Source organism: Ancylobacter novellus DSM 506 (assembly GCF_000092925.1).
Classification (GTDB): Bacteria; Pseudomonadota; Alphaproteobacteria; order Rhizobiales; family Xanthobacteraceae; genus Ancylobacter; species Ancylobacter novellus.
The window spans coordinates 4517503-4536404 of record NC_014217.1 but is presented as its reverse complement, the minus strand read 5'-3'; the positions used below and the strand labels follow the sequence as shown (position 1 = coordinate 4536404).

17 protein-coding genes are annotated in these 18902 nt (G+C 66.3%); 2 read left to right on the top strand and 15 right to left on the bottom strand.

Features of this window, described 5'->3' with window-relative positions; genetic code table 11:
• Positions 1-5: 5 nt before the first annotated feature.
• From uxuA to SNOV_RS21355, 3 genes are read right to left on the bottom strand one after another with little or no spacing between them, the layout of a single operon-like run.
• Positions 6-1220: a mannonate dehydratase gene (uxuA, locus tag SNOV_RS21365; RefSeq protein ID WP_013169058.1), complete on the bottom strand. Its 1215-nt coding sequence runs from the start codon at positions 1218-1220 to the stop codon at positions 6-8.
• Entirely contained in the window at positions 1217-2734 is a 1518-nt protein-coding gene (locus SNOV_RS21360) for a mannitol dehydrogenase family protein (RefSeq protein ID WP_013169057.1), read from the bottom strand. Before SNOV_RS21360 ends, uxuA begins: the two co-directional genes overlap by 4 nt.
• Positions 2731-3471: a GntR family transcriptional regulator gene (locus SNOV_RS21355; RefSeq protein WP_041782501.1), complete on the bottom strand. Its 741-nt coding sequence runs from the start codon at positions 3469-3471 to the stop codon at positions 2731-2733. The genes SNOV_RS21360 and SNOV_RS21355 overlap by 4 nt, the downstream gene beginning before the upstream one ends.
• A 111-nt stretch (positions 3472-3582) precedes the next feature.
• Here SNOV_RS21355 and SNOV_RS21350 point away from each other — a divergent pair, with 111 nt between their 5' ends.
• Complete coding sequence (locus tag SNOV_RS21350) at positions 3583-5121, top strand: UxaA family hydrolase (RefSeq protein WP_013169055.1); 1539 nt, start codon at positions 3583-3585, stop codon at positions 5119-5121.
• Positions 5122-5146: 25 nt separating this feature from the next.
• Positions 5147-6334 (top strand): AGE family epimerase/isomerase, encoded by a 1188-nt coding sequence (locus SNOV_RS23180; RefSeq protein ID WP_013169054.1) that lies wholly within the window; start codon positions 5147-5149, stop codon positions 6332-6334.
• Here the strand turns inward: SNOV_RS23180 and SNOV_RS21340 are convergent.
• From SNOV_RS21340 to SNOV_RS21285, 12 genes are all read right to left on the bottom strand, one after another.
• A complete protein-coding gene (locus SNOV_RS21340; protein ID WP_013169053.1) occupies positions 6299-6742 on the bottom strand; it encodes a Rossmann-fold NAD(P)-binding domain-containing protein in 444 nt (147 codons plus the stop codon). The two genes, SNOV_RS23180 and SNOV_RS21340, sit on opposite strands and share 36 nt — an antisense overlap.
• 104 nt (positions 6743-6846) lie before the next feature.
• Positions 6847-7806 (bottom strand): LysR family transcriptional regulator, encoded by a 960-nt coding sequence (locus SNOV_RS21335; RefSeq protein WP_013169052.1) that lies wholly within the window; start codon positions 7804-7806, stop codon positions 6847-6849.
• Positions 7807-7821: 15 nt separating this feature from the next.
• The gene (locus SNOV_RS21330) at positions 7822-8697 is read right to left on the bottom strand and encodes an HpcH/HpaI aldolase/citrate lyase family protein (protein WP_244413031.1); all 876 of its coding nucleotides are present in this window, start codon (positions 8695-8697) and stop codon (positions 7822-7824) included.
• A gap of 29 nt (positions 8698-8726) precedes the next feature.
• Positions 8727-9929: a CaiB/BaiF CoA transferase family protein gene (locus tag SNOV_RS21325; RefSeq protein WP_013169050.1), complete on the bottom strand. Its 1203-nt coding sequence runs from the start codon at positions 9927-9929 to the stop codon at positions 8727-8729.
• Between the two features lie 14 nt (positions 9930-9943).
• Positions 9944-11065: a zinc-binding dehydrogenase gene (locus SNOV_RS21320; RefSeq protein ID WP_041783745.1), complete on the bottom strand. Its 1122-nt coding sequence runs from the start codon at positions 11063-11065 to the stop codon at positions 9944-9946.
• A 20-nt stretch (positions 11066-11085) separates the two neighbouring features.
• Positions 11086-12369, bottom strand: a complete 1284-nt coding sequence (locus SNOV_RS21315; protein WP_013169048.1) for a TRAP transporter large permease — start codon at positions 12367-12369, stop codon at positions 11086-11088.
• Entirely contained in the window at positions 12360-12944 is a 585-nt protein-coding gene (locus SNOV_RS21310) for a TRAP transporter small permease (protein WP_013169047.1), read from the bottom strand. Before SNOV_RS21310 ends, SNOV_RS21315 begins: the two co-directional genes overlap by 10 nt.
• A 7-nt stretch (positions 12945-12951) precedes the next feature.
• Positions 12952-13956 carry a TRAP transporter substrate-binding protein gene (locus SNOV_RS21305; protein ID WP_013169046.1) on the bottom strand — a complete coding sequence of 335 codons (1005 nt, stop codon included), beginning with the start codon at positions 13954-13956 and terminating at the stop codon, positions 12952-12954.
• Between the two features lie 57 nt (positions 13957-14013).
• Positions 14014-15462, bottom strand: coding sequence for an aldehyde dehydrogenase family protein (locus tag SNOV_RS21300; RefSeq protein WP_013169045.1), 1449 nt, complete (start codon positions 15460-15462; stop codon positions 14014-14016).
• 614 nt (positions 15463-16076) lie between these two features.
• Entirely contained in the window at positions 16077-16259 is a 183-nt protein-coding gene (locus SNOV_RS21295; RefSeq protein ID WP_041782498.1) for a hypothetical protein, read from the bottom strand.
• A gap of 246 nt (positions 16260-16505) precedes the next feature.
• Positions 16506-18047: an amidohydrolase family protein gene (locus SNOV_RS21290; RefSeq protein ID WP_013169044.1), complete on the bottom strand. Its 1542-nt coding sequence runs from the start codon at positions 18045-18047 to the stop codon at positions 16506-16508.
• Positions 18035-18898, bottom strand: a complete 864-nt coding sequence (locus SNOV_RS21285; protein ID WP_013169043.1) for a carbon-nitrogen hydrolase family protein — start codon at positions 18896-18898, stop codon at positions 18035-18037. The genes SNOV_RS21290 and SNOV_RS21285 overlap by 13 nt, the downstream gene beginning before the upstream one ends.
• Positions 18899-18902: the final 4 nt, after the last annotated feature.

Below are 18902 nucleotides of genomic sequence, written 5' to 3'. Positions count from 1 at the left end.
AACGCTCAGCGGAAGCTGGCGAGCATCTCGTCGGGCAGGCGGTCGAGCACGCGCATGATGCCGCGCAACTCGCCGAGGCCCTTCAGGCGCCCGGCAGCGGTGTAGCCGGGGTTGACCACCTTGTCGGATTCGAGATCGACCAGCATACGATGGCCGTGATCAGGCCGCAGCACGATCTTCCGATCCTCCGGCCGCTTGCGGTTCTCGGCCATCAGCATGGCGAGCACGGCGGGCATGTCCACATCGCCGTCGAGATGGTCGGCTTCCTGGAAGCCGAGCTGATCGTCGTCGCGCCGCGTCGCCCGCAGATGGGTGAAATAGATCCGGTCGGCGAAGCGGGCGGCGATGGCCGCCAGATCATTATCCGGGCGCACGCCGAGGCTGCCTGTACAGAAGCACAGTCCGTTTGCCGGTGACGGCACAGCGGTGAACAGCGCTTCGAAATCCTCGGCCGTCGAGGCGACGCGCGGGAGGCCGAAGATCGGGCGCGGCGGATCGTCCGGGTGGATCGTCAAGCGGACCCCGAGCGACTGCGCGATCGGCGCGACGATGTCGAGGAAGGCGATCAGGTTGTTGCGCAGGCGCGCGGCATCGGTGCCGGCATAGGCGGCGAGATAGTCGCGAAACTCGTCGATGCTGAGCCCCTTGGTCGTCCCGCCGGGAAGGCCCGCCAGCACGGTGCGGATAAGGCTCGCCACGTCCTCCTCGCCGAACCCGTCCGCGGTTCTGCGCGCCTCGGCCCGCTGCTCCGCGCTGTAGTCGGCCTCGGCGCCGGGACGCTTGAGGACATGAAGATCGAAGGCCGCGAAGCGCTTCTGGTCGAAGCGCAGCGCCGTGGCGCCGGTCGGCAGCGGCCAATCGAGGTCGGTGCGCGTCCAGTCGAGCACAGGCATGAAATTGTAACAGACGATCCGGGGCCCGACCGCGGCCACGGCCTCGAGGCTGGCGATCCAGGCCTCGATGGCGACGCGTGCGGCCCGTCCCTCACGCTTGATCTCGTCCGCGACGGGGATGCTCTCGACGACGGACCAGCGCAGCTTCGTGCGGTCGCCGGGGGCGTCCTCGATGATGGCGCGCCGCTCCTCGACCTGTCCGCGGGTCCAGGCGACTCCCGGCGGCACGTGATGGAGCGCGGAGACGATGTCGGTCGCTCCCGCCTGCCGGGCATGGTCGAGCGTCACGGGATCGCTCGGACCAAACCAGCGCCAGCCCTGTCTCATCGTCCTGCCTCCGGCTTGAATTCGAATTCCGCGACGGCGCGTCCGGCGCCGACGCGGTAGAGGGTCGACAGCGCCTCACGGACGGCGCCGACAAGGCGTGGATCAGCCGCGAGATCGGTATCGAAGATCTCGCGCGTGCCGAGCAGGCTGGGAACCAGCGCATCCGGCGACGGCCCCGCCGCATCGGCGAGGGCGCGCAGGCGCGCGGCGAGTGGGTCGCGCACATCGATGGCCCGCCCCTGCTCGTCGATCCCGCTCACGAAGCGCATCCAGGCGGCGAGCGCCAGAGCGAGGCGCGCGATGGGCGCGCCGTCGGCGAGGCGGGCGCGGATGGTCGCCAGCAGCCGCTGGGGTATCTTCTGCGAGCCGTCCATCGCGATCTGCCATGTCCGATGATGCAGCGCGGGATTGGCGAAGCGACGGAGCAGCGCTGCCTTGTAGGCGGCAAGATCGGTCTGGACCGGCACACGGAGTGTCGGGGTCACTTCGCGGTCCATCAGGCCGCGGATGAAGGTCTTGAAGCCCGGTGCCGCGATCGCCTCCGCCACCGTATCGTGACCGGCGAGATAGCCGAGATAGGCCAGCGAAGAGTGCGAGCCGTTCAGCAGGCGCAGCTTCATCGTCTCATAGGGCGCCGCATCGGCGACGAGCTCGGCGCCTGTCTCCTCGAAGCGCGGACGGCCGCCAGTGAAGTCGTCCTCTATGACCCACTGCCGGAAAGGCTCCGTCACCACCGGCCACGTATCGGTCAGTCCAAGCCGTGCATCCACGGCTTCGCGGTCGGCCTGCGTCGTCGCCGGGACGATGCGGTCGACCATCGTGCAGGGGAACGCCACCTCGTTCTCCACAAAGTGGCCGAGACCGGCGTCGCGAAGATCGGCAAGACGGCTGGCGACGCGCCGGACGAGCCTGCCATTGGCCGGGAGATTGTCGCAGCACAGCACGGTGAAGGGGGCGATGCCAGCCGCGCGGCGGCGTGCCAGCGCCTCGACCAGGAAACCCGGCGCGCTGCGTGGCTGGTCGGGCGTTGCGAGATCGTGGAGGATGTCGGGATGGTCCTCGCGCAATTCGCCGGTCGCAGGATCATGGCAATAGCCCTTCTCCGTCACCGTCAGCGACACGATTCGCACCTGCGGGGCGCTCATCGCCTCAAGCAGGGCCGCGGGCGCTTCCGGTGCGACCAGAAGGCGGGACACCGAGCCGACGATCCGCGCGCGCTCGCCCTCCTCGTCGCGCTCGACCAGCGTGTAGAGGCCGTCCTGTGGCGCCAGCGCGTCACGCGTCTCGGGCGAGCGCAGGCTCGCGCCAAGGATCGCCCAGTCGCGCTCGCCGGCCGCCATGCGGTCGTCGACGAAGACGGCCTGATGCGCCCGGTGAAAGGCCCCGATACCCAGGTGAACGATGCCGACACTCTGGCCGGCGCGATCATAGGCCGGCGACGCGATGCCTGGCGCGAGTCGCCCCAGCGACGCAGCCGAAAGCCTTGGCACCGAGAGCCTTGGCAGCGAATTCATCGCGTGGGCCTGTCCTTATGCCGCACGGTGCGAAGCGGCACCGCGGCCGGCTCGCCTTCCGAGGTCGTGCGCACATCGGCGTCGAAATAGTCAGGGCGCGCGCGTAGCAATTCGTCGAGGCCAGGCAACACGTTGCCGAGATGCTCCGCCATCGCCCGGTCGGCGGCGTTGGGGTCGCGGGCAGCGAGGCCGGCGAGAATCGCGCGGTGCTCGCCCATCACCATTTCGCGGCGGCCGGAGATGGGCAGGTGAAGCACGCGGCAGCGATCGACCTGCACCTTCTCCTGCCGCGCCACCCGCCAGAGGTTCGGATGACCCGACAATATTGCGATGCGCCGATGGAATTCCTCATCCTCGGCGTGGAAGCCGGCCCAGTCGCTCGCCTGCTCGCTGGCCTGCTGCCGGTCGAGGATGAGACGCAGTTCGGAGATGTCAGCATCCGTCACCTTCGCGGCGGCGTGGCGGACCGCCACGCGTTCCAGCGCTTCGCGGATCACCATACCGTCGCGCAGCGCCTCGACGCTGATATGCGACACGAAGGTGCCGCGCTGCGGGAAGATGTCGATGAGCCGCTCATCCGCGAGACGCAGCAGCGCCTCGCGGATCGGCGTACGGCTAACGCCATAGCGCTCGGCCAGCTCTTTCTCCGACACAGGCGCACCCGGCAGCATCTCGCCGCCGACGATGCGCTCACGCAGCAGCTCATAGATGCGCGCCGAGGCGGGGATAGCCCGCATCGAGACTCCGGAGATCGGCGATGAGGAGAGCTGCGGCTCTGGACTCTTCATGGTTGGCATGTCCAAACTAATATATTAGCATATCACAAAAGGCAAACTGATCGGCGGGCGATGAGCGACGTATCCCTATCCTCATTTCGGGCAGAGCCGCGCATCCTTCGGCTCGACGGGGCTGACAATGTCGTCGTCGCGGTGGACGCGATCCAGCCGGGCGACCGCACGAGCGGGGTCCTTGCCTGCGACAGGATTCCTCGCGGGCACAAGATGGCCCTGCGCCGGATCAGCGCTGGCGAGCCGCTCATAAAATTCGGACAGCCGATCGGCGTGGCGAGCGCCGACATCGCGCCCGGCGAATGGGTGCACGTCCACAATGTGAGCGCGACCACCCTGCCCCATGGCGACTTCGACGCAGCCACGCTCGCGGTCGATCAGCCCGCCTTCGGCGTTCCCTCGACCTTTCAGGGGTACCGCCGCAGCGACGGGCGTACCGGCACGCGCAACTACATCGGCATCCTCACCTCCGTGAATTGCTCGGCCTCGGTTGCGCGCTTTGCCGCCGAAGCGATAGAGCGCTCGGGTCTTCTGGATTCTTATCGGAACATCGACGGCATCGTGCCGATCGTCCATGGCACGGGCTGCGGCCTCGCCGAGCGGGGCGAGGGCTACGAGGTTCTGCGCCGGACGCAGTGGGGCTATGCCTGTCATCCCAATTTCGCCGCCGTGGTGATGGTCGGCCTCGGCTGCGAAGTGCTGCAGATCGCCCGGATGAAGAAGGAATGTGGGGTCGAGGAAAGCGACGGCTTTCGGACGCTGACGATCCAGGAGACCGGTGGTACGCGCCGTACCGTGGACCAGATCTCCGGCACCATCCGCGAGATGCTGCCGCGCGCAGCCTCCGCACGGCGCGAGACGCGCCCCGCCAGCGAACTCATGCTCGGCCTGCAATGCGGCGGCTCGGACGGTTACTCCGCTCTCACCGCCAATCCCGCGCTCGGCTTCGCCTCGGACCTTCTGGTGCGCGACGGTGGCACCTCGATCCTCTCCGAGACCCCGGAGATCTACGGCGCCGAGCATCTGCTGGTGCGCCGCGCATCTCCCCGCGTCGGAGACCGGCTGATGGAGCGGCTGCGCTGGTGGGAGGGCTACACCGCGCGCAACGGTGCCGAGATGAACAACAACCCCTCTCCCGGCAACAAGGCCGGCGGGCTCACCACCATATTGGAGAAGTCCCTCGGCGCCGTCGCGAAGAGTGGCCAAGCCGTACTGCAGGCGGTCTATGAATATGCGGAGCCGGTGCGCTCGCACGGCCTCGTCTTCATGGACACGCCCGGCTTTGATCCGGTCTCGGCCACCGGCCAGGTCGCCGGAGGAGCCAACCTCATCTGCTTCACGACCGGGCGGGGTTCGGTATTTGGCTGCAAGCCGGTGCCTTCGCTGAAGCTTGCTACCAACAGCGAAATGTACCACCGCATGACAGATGACATGGACATCAACTGCGGCGAGATACTCGAGGGCGTCTCGCTCGAGGCAAAGGGCCGCGAGATATTCGATGCCCTGCTGCGCGTGGCATCCGGCGAGCGGACCAAATCGGAGCGGCTCGGCTATGGAGACGCCGAGTTCGTACCCTGGCAGATCGGCGCGGTGATGTGAGCGGCGTCACGATAGAACCCGCTCAATGACCGCTATTTTCGCCCCTGCACAGGCCACCGACCTTTCGGCATGGCTGAAAGGCCGATTCATCCCTCGCTGGGTCGAGCGCACCTGCCGACCGGGCCTCCGCGGATATGTGGAGGAGTATCGCGCGAGCGAGCAATGGCAGCCCCTGCCGAGCGAACACACCACCATGGTGACCGGCCGGCTCGTCTACACCTTCAGCATGGCATATCGGTTCGACAAGGCGCCGGGAACGCTGCGTGGCGCCGAGCATGGGCTCGCTTTTCTCCTCGATAGCTGCCGTCTCACAACGGGGCATTTTGCGCATCGCGTGGGCAGCGACGGGCGGGTCGTCGATCCGCGCGGCGATCTGTACGATCTCGCCTTTGTCCTTCTGGCGCTTGGCGGCTACAGCGCGGCGACCGGAAAGACGGAAGTGCTAACGGTCGCCGAAGAGATCGCCGTTCGTCTCGACAGCGAATGGCTCGACCCTCTGGGAGGCTATCGTGAGCCTTCGGGGGCGGAGCTTCTCCGTCTGCAATATCCCCAGATGCACCTGTTCGAGGCGTTTCAAATGCTCGCCGCTGCCGATTCGAATGGTGGATGGCTCGGACGTGCAGAACGGATCGTCGACCTCGCGGCGCGCCTCGTGGACGAACACGGCGCGATCGATGAGTGGTTCGGCCCCCAATGGGATGCCGTCGAGCCCAAAAGGCGGCAGAGGGAGATCGGCCATCATTTCGAATGGGCTTGGCTCCTCTTCGTCTATGCCACGAAAACCGGCTCGACACGCGCAACTCACCTGGCTTGGCGTCTGTTCGACTTCGGCCTCAAAGCCGCCGGAGTTCCTGCCACAGGACCAGATCAAACGATCCCGAATTCCATCGACGCCTGGGGTACGTTCACGTCGGCCCGCCGCCCATTCTGGCCCACGGTCGAATTGGCGAAGGCATCCCTCGCAGCTGCGACCTTGGACGGAAAAAATGACCGCCGCACCTTAGCGGCGCGAAGCTTGGAAACTGTTCTTTCGCAAATTGATCAAAATAATGATACTTGGATAAATGAAATAGAATTTCATAGTTTAAATATCTGCGCCTCCCTACCAACCAGGACATTATACCACATAATTCCGTGCCTTATATTCTATGCTAACATAAATAATCCAGAAGTATATTTAGATAATATCAATATTCTCGATCCATTTAGATAAAGATAAACGCATATTCGCATATGTCACGCGTATCTTTCTAGAGACGTTGACTGTTACATTCCGCTGATGCGGTGATGGCTCCAGAGCCCAAAAATTAGCAAAGCACCTCCTGGCTTTTCTCTCCTTTTGGCGGAGAACGTCCTGCGCTTCCTCGCGCTCGATGACGTCGTAGCCGGTCGCGACGACGGCGATGAACCGCAGCCGCCGCACCTTCGCGAGCGCGGCGGCGATGACGGGCACCTTGTTGGTGATGACGACGTCCGCCCGCTCGATGTGCGCGCTGACCTCCTCGGGCGCGGACGCCTGATGGAGAACTACCTCGCTGGAACGCGAAGAACTACCTCGCTGGAGGGCGAAGGACGGCAAGGACATGTCGTTCAGGAAGGTCGAGCGGTCGAGAAACAACACGTAGCGGCTCAGCCGTCATCGGTCGATCTCCGGTTCTCGCTTGAAGGGAACCATGCCGTGGGGGGCGGACGGGATTGATGCGTTTGCAGGCGCCGAGGCCCTAGCTATCTCAGGCGTCTGGCTTTCCACTCGTCGGTGGCTGCCAGCGACAGCAGTGTTTCCACCGCCACCTCGGCAACCGCCATCGTGGCCCGCGAAGACGGCCGGTTCAGCGGCGTCGCCAGGTAGACGGTACGACGGAAGCCCGGATCGACAATGCGGAACGTATGGATCGGCAACCTGCCCGCCAGGCTCGATATCGATCCGGGATGACGGGCCGCCAGGGAACAGATCGTCGCGCCGTGGCCGCGACGCACCAGTTCGAAGATCTGCGGCGAGGCATCGATCTCGATGGCGATATTCAGGGGGACGGCGTGGCGCCGTGCCGTCGCCTCGACGAGCACCCGCAGACCATGCTCAGGACCCGGCATCACCAGTTTCAGATGCTGCACGTCGCGCATGCGGATCTCGTCCCTGTCGCTCAGGAAGGGAGCAACCACGGCCCGATCATACGTGGCGATATAGAGCTCCTCCTCGGCGATAGGGCGCAGCGAGGCACTGCGATCGCTCGCGGCACCACCCCCGAACACCACGGCAGCGTCGAGCGTGCCCTCGCGCAGCCAACTCGTAATATAGCCGGACATGCTCTCGACCACCCGCAGGCGGACCTGCGGAAAGCGCGCGAGACAGGTCTCGATAAGCTGTGTGGTCAGCAGCCCGACCAGCGAGCCGGGCACGCCGAAACGAACGGTGCCGACCGGAGGCTTCTCGCGGCTGAGCATGCTCGCCTTGGCATCCTCCGCCTGTTTGAGAATGGCATAGGCATGGGAGAGAAACTCCCGCCCCTGCTCGGTGAGCGTGAGCCCGCGCGCCCACCGCTCGAACAGCGCCGCGCCCAGTTCGTCCTCGAGATCCCTCAGCCGGGCGCTCAGCGAGGGAGGGCTGCTATGCAGAACCTTCGCGGCGGCTGCGAGCGAGCCGGTTTCGGCGATCGCTACGAAGGCACGCAGATCACGAAGGTCCATATCGCTTCAGGCCCGCTATGCGACTCGCGCTCTTTGCACCCTCATATCAGCCAGACTTGCCGCCCGGGCAAGAATGGCGCGGGCGCGATCTGCCACGGGCAGATCGACCATCGCGCCGCGGAAGGTGACCGCTCCCCGGCCTTCGGCGAGCGCCTGCTCGAACACATCGAGCGCCCCCCGCGCCCAGTCGATCTCGCTCGGCGAAGGCGCGAACACCTCGTTGAGGATGGGCACCTGACTGGGATGGATGCAGAAGCCGCCGGTAAAGCCCATTTCCCGCGCCTGCTGGATGGTGCGGCGGAACTTCGCCTCGTCGGCATAGTCGGCGACCGTGCCGACGAAGCCGATGGGCTGGATGCCGGCATTGCGCGCGGCGACCACCGCCTGCGCGTTGTGGATGTAGAGCGTGTCGTAGGTGGGCGAGGCGCCGAGCGAGACGGCGAGATCCTCGGCCCCGACGATCATGCCGGTGACGCGCGGATGGGCGGCGGCGATCGCCGGCATGTTGAGCAGGCCCTCCGCGGTCTCGATCATCACCACGAGCCGCGTGTGGCCCGACGCCATGCCACGCTCGCGCTCCAGTTCGTCGATGATCTCGGCGATGGCGCGCACATGGGAGGCATCGGGGACTTTCGGCAGGGTGAGACAGCAGACATGCGGGCAGATCGAGGCCTCGATGTCGGCCGTCGCCTGCCGCCATGGCCGGTTGATGCGCACCACCACATCCACCCCCTGCCCGGCGAGACGCGCGGCCGCCGACGCCACGGCGCGGCGGGCCTCCTCCTTTTGGCCCGGAGGAATGGCATCCTCCAAGTCGAGTTGGATGCAGTCCGCATCGCGTTCCGCCGCACGGGCGAGGAAGCGTTCATTGAGGACGGGAACAAACAGCATGGAACGCCATGCCGATGGAGAATTCGTCATCAGGAAACCTCTGCCGGCTGCGGGGTTGTCGCCATCCCGAGCTCCCGCCGGAGCTCCTCCGTGTGCTCGCCGATTTCGGGAGCGGCGCGGCGGAACGGGGCGGGCGTGGCGGAGAAGCGCGGAATGATGTTGTGCATCGGCACGGAGCCGAGATCGCGGTCCGGGATCTCGACGATTGCCTCGCGACCCTCCACGAAGGGGTGGTCCATGAGGTCGGCCACCGAGCAGACCGGCCCAACGGTCACCCCGGCGGCTTCGAACAGGAGAAGGTTTTCGGCCTGGTCGCGGCCAGCGATGAAAGCGGCGATGATCGCGTCCAGCTCGTCACGATGGGCGACACGCGCCGCATTATCGACGAAGCGCGGGTCGGTCTTGAGCTCAGGTCGGCCGATCGTGTCGAAGATGCGTTCGGCCATGGACTGCATCGAGCCGGACAAGGCCACATAGGCGCCATCCGCGCATTCGTACACATTGCGCGGCGCGGTGTGCGACGACTGGTTGCCGGCGCGGGGCGTCGGCTCCCCGGTGAGGCGGATCTGCGCCGCTTCGGCGCCGATCAGCGAATGGATGGGCTCGAACAGCGACAGGTCGAGCACCTGCCCCGGCGCATCGCCCAATTCGACCGCCCGCAGCGCTGCGAGGATCGCCGCCGTGCCGTAGAGGCCGGCCACCATGTCTGCCATGGCGAGCGGAGGCAGCGTCGGCGGCTTGTCGGCATGCCCGTTCATGAAGGCCCAGCCCGACATCGCCTCGACCAGCGTGCCGAAGCCCGGACGCAGCCGCCAGGGGCCCGTCTGCCCCCAGCCCGAGACGCGCAGGATCACAATCTTGGGGTTGCGGGCGAGCAGTTGGTCCGGCCCGAGCCCCCAGCGCTCCAGCGTGCCCGGTACGAAGTTCTCGACGAGCACCTGCGCCGTATCGACGAGACGCAGCAGCATCTCGCGCCCGTCGGCGGCGTGGATGTCGAGCGCGACGCTCCGCTTGTTGCGGGCATAGACCTTCCAGAACACCTCGACGCCCTCGACGCGCCAGTTCCTGAGGTCGTCGCCCTTGCCGGGACGCTCGATCTTGATGACGTCGGCGCCGTAGTCGGCCAGCACATGCGTCGTCATGTTGCCCGCGACGAGGCGGGACAGGTCGACCACGCGCACGCCGTCGAGCGGGCCGCGCCCGTCGGGCGCGAAAGGAATGGTTCGGGGCATGACCGACCTCCTCCTCAATCCATCACGATGAGCGGCTTGATCTCCTGCAACGCGTGCATGCGCTCGAGTGCCGTGTTGACCTCGTCGAGGCTGTAGCGGCCGGTGATCATCTTGCCGAAGGGGATGCGATCGATATGCGCGGAGGCGAACTGCAGCGCCTTCCAATAGGATTTCACGTCGCCGGAGAACGAGCCGATGACGCGGATGTTCTTCTTCACGATCGTGGAAGGGCTGAAGGTGGTGGTGCCGCTGCCGAGTTGGCCGACCGTGAGGTAGCGTCCGCCCTTGCGCACCAGGTCGAGGCCCTCGCCGAAGGCATTCGGATGGCCGGTGAACTCCATCACGATATCGGGGCCGCGTCCGTCCGTGACCTCGCGCAATGCCGCGAGGCGCTCGTCATGGGTCGTGCCCTCGATCGTGAAGGTGTGCGTCGCCCCGAAGTCACGGGCGAGCGCAAGCCGGGTCTCCGGCGCGCCGATGACGCTGACCGTGCACGCGCCGTTGACGCGGGCGACAGCCGCCGCCAGCACGCCGAGCGGCCCCGCACCCTGGATCGCCACATGCTCGGAGGGCTCGATACCGCCGAGATTGTCGAAGGCGTTCATCACCGAGCGGAAGGCGCAGCTGCACAGGCTGGCGACGCCGTCGTCGAGGTTGTCCGGCACACGCACGCGGCCCGATTCCGGCAGCACGTAGCCGTATTCCGAGAAGCCGCCGAGAAGATAAGGCGGCTTCTCGATGTTCTCGTACATATAGGCGCGGCGGTTCTCGCACAGCGTCGGCTGCCGGGCGATGGTGCAGTAGAAGCAGTGGCCGCAGGCGGTGTGCGTCCACAGGATGCGGTCGCCAATGGCGAGTTTCTGCCCGACGCTGTCGCGCTCGGCGCCCTCGCCGATGGCGACGACACGCCCCACCATCTCATGGCCGAGGATCACCGGCAGGTCGACGGCCAGGGACAGGTTGCCCCGCGACAGATGCACGTCGGTACCGCAGATCGAGCAGGCGGTGGTCTTTACGATCAGGGCGCCGGGTTCGGGGCCTGACGGAACCGGCACGCATTCAATCTTCACCGGCTGGCCGAACTGGCGGACCACCGCCGCGCGCGAGAAGTCGGGAAGCTTGGTTTCGCCCTTCATCAGCATTGGGTCACACACGTTTAGAGGTAACGGAACCAGAGGGTCACGAACGGCACGAAGGTGATGATCGCCTGACCAAGCAGCGCCGCGCCGAAGAACCATCCGAGGTAGGGGAGCATGTCGGCGAGCCGGGCATTGGCTGCCCGCGCCGCGACGTAGAGATTGGCCGCCATGGGCGGGGTCAGCAGGCCGATTTCCAGATTGGTCGCGGTGACGATGCCGAAATGCACCGGGTCGATGCCGAACTTCTCTGCCGCCGGCGCCAGCAGCGGCCCCATCAGAAGGATCGAGGCATTGGTCTCCATGAAGGTGCCGACCAGCAGCAGGACGATGTTGACCATCAGCAGGAAGGCGAACGGGCTCTCGATATGGGTCGCCACCCACAGCGCGATGTCCTGCGGCACCTGGTTGAGCACCATGGCGCGGTTGAAGACGCCGGTCATAGCGATGACGATGAGGATGCCCGAGCCGGTGATCGCCGCCGAGCGGAACGCCCGCGCGAAATCCTGCGCGGTGAGCAACCTTCGCAGCAGCGAGACGCCGACCGCGTAGAGGCAGCCGATCGCCGCAGCCTCGGTCGGGGTCATGATGCCCCCGTAGATGCCACCGAGAATGACGACCGGAAGCGCCAGAGCCGATGAAGCGTCCAGCAGGACAAGTCGCTTCGGCTTATCCTTGGCGAGCACGTCGCCGCCATCCGGCCGCGCCTCGGCCCCGTTCTCCAGCAGCCGGCGCGACAGCGCGTTGTGCACGACGAGGAACAGCACCGCCATCAGCGCCGCCGGAACCAGCGTGGCGATGAAGAGCTGCGAGATCGAGACGCCGACCGTGGCGCCGTAGAGGATGAGCGGGATCGACGGTGGCACCAGCACGCCGAGCAGGCCGGCGGAGGAGGTGAGCGAGGCGACGTAGCCCTTCGGATAGCCACGCTTGATCATGGCCGGGCTGACGATGCCGCCGATCGCCGCCACCGTGGCGACCGACGAGCCGGTGATCGCCCCCATCATCGCCGAGGCAGCGATGGTGATGTAGCCGAACGCCGCCCGCACGCGGCGCAGCATGAGTTCGGCCAGCGCGATCAGCTCGGCGGCCATGCCGCTGCGGTTCATCAATTCGCCGGTCAGCATGAACAGCGGGATGGCCACGAGCGGGTAGCTCGAGATTTCCTCGTAGGGAATGTTGCTCAGCCCGGCGATGGAGAGCCCATAGGCGCCCATCTGCAGGAAGATGACGAGGCCGAAGGTGACGGCGAGCGGCGCGCCGAGGACGAGGAGGAGGGCCATCAGGCCGAAGGTCAGCGCCATGGATTGTACCCTCCCGGGTCGCGGCCTTCCAACGCGCGCCAGATGTCGAGGGTCGCGTGGAAGGTCATCAACATCGCCCCGGCCAGCACGAAGCCGGCGGGAATGGCGACGGGGGTGCCGAGGTCGATCAGACGCTCGCCCGAGGAGCGGGCATAGTCGAACAGATCCCAGGCGAGCGCGATGAGGAACAGACCGAAGACGAGGCAAAGCACCGCCGCCACCGCGTCGAGGGTGCGGCGGAGCCGACCGGGCGGAAGCATCTCGACGATGTCCGCCGTCAGGTGCCGGTGCAGATGGCTGCACAGAGCTCCCCCGATGAAGGTGAGCGGCGACATCGCGACCATCGCCCACTCGCCCGTGTCGGGGATCGGCAGGTTGAAGAACCGGATGGCGACCGACATCGCCACCGCCGCGATGGCAACCACCATCGCCGTGATCACGACCGCGTTCTCCATCCGCGCCAGGACCAGCTCGACGCGCATGAGCGCGCCGAGCAGGGAACCGGCACTTCGATATGTCGCCGGGCCGGCCCCCGGATCATGGCCGGTCATCGGGGTGGTCTCGTCATAGGCCATCGCCGCCTCACTCGCCCCGGGCCGCGGCGATTTCCTTCTTGAGCGCAGCGATGCGTTCCGCGCCATAGACCGGCTCGAGCTTCTGCCAGCCGATCTGGCCGATGCGTGCGAACTCGGCCATCGCTTCCGGCGTAGGTACCAGCACCTGCACGCCACCGGCCTTGATCTTCTCGAGGAAGGCGGCGTTGGCAGCACGGTTGAGAGCGACGCCCTGGCTCGCCGCTTCCTCGGCGGCCTGCTTGACGATCTTGCGCTGGTCCTCGCTCAGCCGGTCCCAGAAGCGCTTGCTGACGGTGATGGCCCCCATCGCGTAGACGTGGTTCGTCAGCGTCATGTATTTCTGCGCTTCGAAAAGGCGCGAGTTGTAGGTAATGCTGGCGCCGTTGTCCTGGCCGTCCACCGTTCCCTGCTGGAGGGCGACGAACAGGTTCGGCATCGGCATGGTGACGGCCTGCGAGCCCGCCGCCTCGAAGAAGCTGCGGATGGAGGCGGAGCCCGGCACGCGGACCTTCAGATCCTTCAGGTCGTTGGCATTCGTCACCGGATGCTTGGAGTTCGTGACGGCGCGAAAGTCGAGCTCGAAATAGGCCAGCGCCACCATATTGTGCTTGGCCAGCGTCTCGCCGAGCGTGCGCTGGAGAATGCCATCCGGATTGTAGAAGATCTTGTCGACTTCTTCATTGTTGGTGGCGATGTAGGGCAGATAGTGGATGTCCAGCAGCGGATCGAGCCCGGTCAGCGAGCCGACATTCAGAAAGGCGAACTCCACCGCTCCGCGGCTGAGGTCGCGGCCGAGCGCCTCGTCGCCGCCGATCTGGCTGTTGGGAAACACGGTGATGTCGATCTCGCCATTGGTCCGCTCCTTCACGAGCTTGGCGAAGATCTGACTGGCTTCGTCGGCGGCGTTGCCCTGCGCGAACACATGGCCGAGGCGCGCCTTCTGTGCCGCTGCCGGCTGCGCGATGGCAACGAGCGAGACGGCCGCGAGAGCGGCGATGATAAATTTCTTCATGATTTCCTCCCAGTAACTGCCGTCTTCGTTTTGTTTTTGGGAAACGACAGTCGATTTTCAGGTGTTGTGGTCAATGACCACCGTCTTGGCGACGGTGTACTCCTTCAACGCTTCGAAACCTTTCTCGCGGCCATGGCCGCTCTTGCGGAAGCCGCCGAACGGCAATTCGATGCCGCCGCCCGCCCCGTAGCCGTTGATGTAGATCTGGCCGGCGCGGATACCCTTGGCCATGCGCATCTGGCGGCCGCCATCGCGCGTCCACACGCCGGCGATGAGGCCGTAATCGGTGCCGTTGGCGAGACGGAGCACGTCGTCCTCATCGTCGAACGGCAGTGCCGCGAGCACCGGGCCGAAGACCTCCTCGCGCGCCAGTTCATGCTCGCGCGGCACGAGGCCGAACAGCGTCGGGGGCACGAAATAGCCGGCCTTGCTGGCGTCGGGATGGATCTTGCCCTGCGCGACCACCTCGACCTTGTCGCGGGCCGCACGCTCCAGGAAGCTCATCACGCGGTCGCGCTGCACGGCGTTGATGACAGGCCCGCTGTCCAGGTCCTGCTCGGGATATCCGACCTTCATCAAGGCCATGCGGTCGGCAAGCTTGCGCATGAACGGCTCGTAGATCGAGCGCTCGATGAGCACCCGCGAGCCCGCCGAGCAGGTCTGACCGGCGTTCTGCACGATCGCGCCGATGATGACCTCGCACGCCTTGTCCTGGTCGGCGTCGGCGAACACGATCTGCGGCGACTTGCCTCCGAGCTCAAGGACGCAGGGCACATGGTTTCTCGCCGCGGCGGTCTGCACCAGCGTGCCGACTTCCGGCGAGCCGGTGAAGGAGAGAAGATCAAGCCCCGCATGGCTCGACAGGGCGGCGCCCGCCTCCTCCCCCAGTCCGGTGACGACATTGATGACGCCTGCCGGAAAGCCGATTTCCTCGGCGAGTTCGGTGAAGCGCAGGCATGAGAGCGAGGCTTCCTCGGCCGGCTTCAGGATGGCGGCGTTGCCCGCTGCGAGCGAGGCCCCGAGCGTGCGGCCGAACATGGAGGCCGGATAGTTCCAGGGGATGATGTGGCCGGTGACACCGCGCGGTTCGCGCAGCACGATCACCTGATAGCCGGAGAGGAACGGGATGGTGTCGCCGTGGATCTTGTCCGCCGCCCCGCCATAATATTCGAAGTAGCGGGCGGTCACGCGGATGTCGTTGCGCGCAAGCTTCATCGGCTTGCCGGTGTCGGCCGCCTCGATCTCCGCGAGTTCCTCGAGCCGGTCGAGAATAAGCAGGCCGAGCCGACTGAGAAGCCGGCCGCGCTCCACTGCGGCCATGGCGCCCCATGTGCCTTCGAAGGCATTGCGCGCGGCCGTCACGGCGCGGTCGATGTCAGCCGTTCCCCCGCGCGCGATGCGGCCGATGATCTCGCCGGTGCTGGGATTGACCACCTCGAGCGTGGCGCCCGAGGCCGGTTTCACCCAGCGGCCATCGATGAAAATCTCGTCGCGCCCCATCGGCATCCTCCGCACTCCTTTTTTGCGTTTGCGGGATGCTCTTACGATTGGTCGCCCTTCGACAATGGCGAAAAATCATAAGCTCCATTCGGATTTTCCGAATGCTGTGCCTTAGGCGGGGATGCTTTTTGGCGAAGCCCAGGGGGCTTCGTCGGAGTACCGGCAGCACGTGAGCAAGCGGCGCTGCGCGGCGATTGAGCTTCTTTCGCACAGGGAGGCTAGCAAAAGACGTGCTGAAGCTGCTCATAAATGTGCGATCGGCCGCCCTCGGCACCTCAACAGATCGTCTAAAATTTCATGGAGATCGAGGCCTGCGATTTCGTCCAGATCTGGAAGCTCGACTACATCTATGCGCCGTTGGCCATTTCTTCATTGGTAATGCGGGCTCTTCCCGCAGCCGTCGCCCTCCCACTGGTAGGGCTGACCCATTACCGGGCGTGGCGGCTCGGTCAGGCGGGACCGTCCGCACCGTGCATCGAGCTACCGAGGAGGCAGAACAGCGCATCGTCGCATTGGCGCCCATGAAGGCCGCCCTCCGGACGTTCGGCGCGATGATGAAGAGTATGGCGCGCTGGGGTCGTCGCTGACGGAGTGACGCTGAAAAACTCAGTTATCTGGAGTTAGGGCGCATAGATTAAAAAGGATGCCGTCGTCGCCGCTGCGATGCGATGGCTTAGCAGGGCGACCTCCGAGACCTCCTGGCTGCCGACGCCGGCATAGACGACGATGAGAATGCCGAGGCCGAGCGAGCCGCCGAGCTGGTGCGCGACATTGACAAGGCCGAGGCGGCGCCGTGATCGCATTCGGCTACACGCGAAACGCCGGCGACCGTGAGCGGTTCAAGGCCCGCTCCATTGCCCAGCCCGATGAGGATCATCGGCAGGGCGATGTCGGACCAGAACGTCGCTTATGGACCGGCGTGGCCGATCTCTTCCTGCCAGCAGATGGTGCGGGCGGTCTCCTACCTGAGAGAATCCATAGGCGGCGTCGCTCAGTTCGCCCTTGCCATGCGCGGCGCGGGCCTGGCGTGTCGACGAGCCGCTATTGTGTCAGCTTCTCGAAGAATTAGCGTAAAATGGGCTCACCTGTGCGTCGGGCAGATAGTCCTCGTAGAACTTCTTCACATGGGGGAACACGGCAAGGCCGAGTTCGCGACGTGCGACCTCCTCGGCGCTGCGCGGCGTGGCGAGCGTATCGGCGATCTCCGCCAGCACCGCGTCGCGATCCACCTTGGTGAAGCGCCCCTCCTCATAGACGACTTCGCCATTGATGACGACCGCGTCGACCGCCCCGGTCTTGGCGCGCTGCACCAGCGCGTCGAGCATCGGGATGTCGGGATCCTGGAAGGGATAGGTCGCCTTGGTCCAGTTGATCAGCGCCGCGTCGAAGAAGCGCCCTTCGTCGAGCCGGCCGATGGAGGCGCCGAAGGCCGTGGTCATGGCGCCCGCTTCGGTCGCCATCTTCACCACCTGCGGGCAGGTCGGCACGTCCGCGTCGTCCATGCCCGGCACGCGATGGACGCGCAGCGCGAGGCGCAGCTCGGAGAGCATGTCGCGGTCGTCGTTGATGCCCGCCTCATCGAGCCCCATGCCGACATTGATGCCCTTCGCCTCCCACCTGTTGAGCGGGGCGAGGCCCGAGCGCAGGCGGAAGTTGGAGGAGCAATTGTGGCAGATGCAGGTGCCGGTCTCGGCGACGATGTCGATATCCTCCTCGTTCAGCCACACGCCGTGGCCGAGCGTCATGTGCGGGCCGAGCACCCCGAGATCGTAGAGATGGCGCAGCGCCGTCTTGCCGGTGCGGCGGCGGGCATATTCCTTCTGATAGATCGTCTCCAGCAGATGCATGTGCATCGGCACGCCGGCCGCCTTCGCCTTGGCGTCGAGCGCTTGAAGCCCCTCATCCGTGCACCAGTGCAGGTTCGCCGGGGCGAGCTGGATGCGGGTGAGGCTCTGGCCGGCGTTCTCGGCCGTGAGCTGGTCGAACAGCTTGAGGAAATCGTCGAAGCGCATGGCCTGCGCCTTCAAGTGCCGGGCGAGCTTCTCGCCGAGCTCCGCCGGCAGCCGGGCGCAGAAATCCTCGTCGGCCTCGTAGACGAGGCGGTTCTGCTCGCGCACTGCGTAACAGTAGGAGGCGCGCATGCCGAGCGCGCGATAGGCACCCAGCACCTTGCTCGCCGCGCCGTGGATCGCCTCATAGCCGCCCGGCATCCAGCCATGGATGTGCTGCACCGTGGTGATGCCGGAAGCGATCATCTCGAAGGCCGAGTAGAGCGTGTCGAGCGTCAGGTCGAGCCGACGCGCCGGCAGGCGGCTGGCGAACCACAGCTCCAGCGCATGGTCGGGCGAGCCGAGCTGTAGGGGCGTCATGCCGACATGGTGATGGCTGTTGACGAAGCCCGGCAGCATGGCGTGGTCGGGGTACTTGCGGATCTCGGCTGTCGGGGCGAGCTTCTGCATCTCCTCCAGAGCGCCCGTCGCGACGATCACACCGTCACGCGACAGCACCGCTCCATCCTCGATGACGATCGGCGTAAAGCGATCCTTGATGCCGGTGACGACCCAGCGGGCCTGGACGATCAGTTCAGCCATGATGCTTCCTTGGACTGTAAGGGCAGGCGCAGGCGCCGTGCCGTGGCATTGGTCTGCCGGGCGCGGGCGATGCGCTCCGGGTCGAGGGAAAGAAGGAGGGGCCGGGTGTCGCCTTGCGGCAGTCCGGCGATGAAATCCCCGTCCGGGCCGAAGGCGAGGGTCTCGCCGTCATGGTTCACCGGGCGGCCGGAGACCGTCTCGGTGCCGTAGCGCGACGCCGCCAGCGCATAGACGGCGTTGGCGCGGGCACTCGCCCGAAGCTCCGCGGCGAAAAGCCCCTCCGGGTCGCCCGGAGCCGGTCCACCCACGAGAACCGCCACCAGATCGGCGCCCGAGGCGGCCGCGGCACGCCAGCATTCCGGGAAGCGGCGGTCATAGCAGACGAGTGCCGCCACCCGCAGCGCCCCGATCGCTACCGAGCCGATCTCCGCCGGGCCGGGCGCGAAGTGATCCGCCTCGCCGAAAGGCTCGCCCATGCCCGCGGGCGGCAGGTGGATCTTGGCGGCGGCCCGCTCGATCCGCCCGTCCCCATGGGCGAGCAGCGCCGCGTTGCAGGGCTGCCCATCGTCACGACAAAGCGACAGCCCGAACAGCACGGCGATGCCGTGGGTCGTCGCGACATGGCGCATCCGCGATACGGTGGGCCCGTCCTCCGCTTCCGCCAGATCGGCCCATGCCTCCGGTTCTTCGCCGGCTACATAGGGATGGGCGAACAGCTCGGGCAGAACGGCAAGCATCGCGCCGGCGCGGGCGGCGGCGGCGATGCCGGCCTCCGCCTCCCGCCATTGCGGCGCAGGATCGCGGCCAGCCGGCCCGATGGGCACGGCGGCGACGGTGAGCACGCGGTTCATGGCA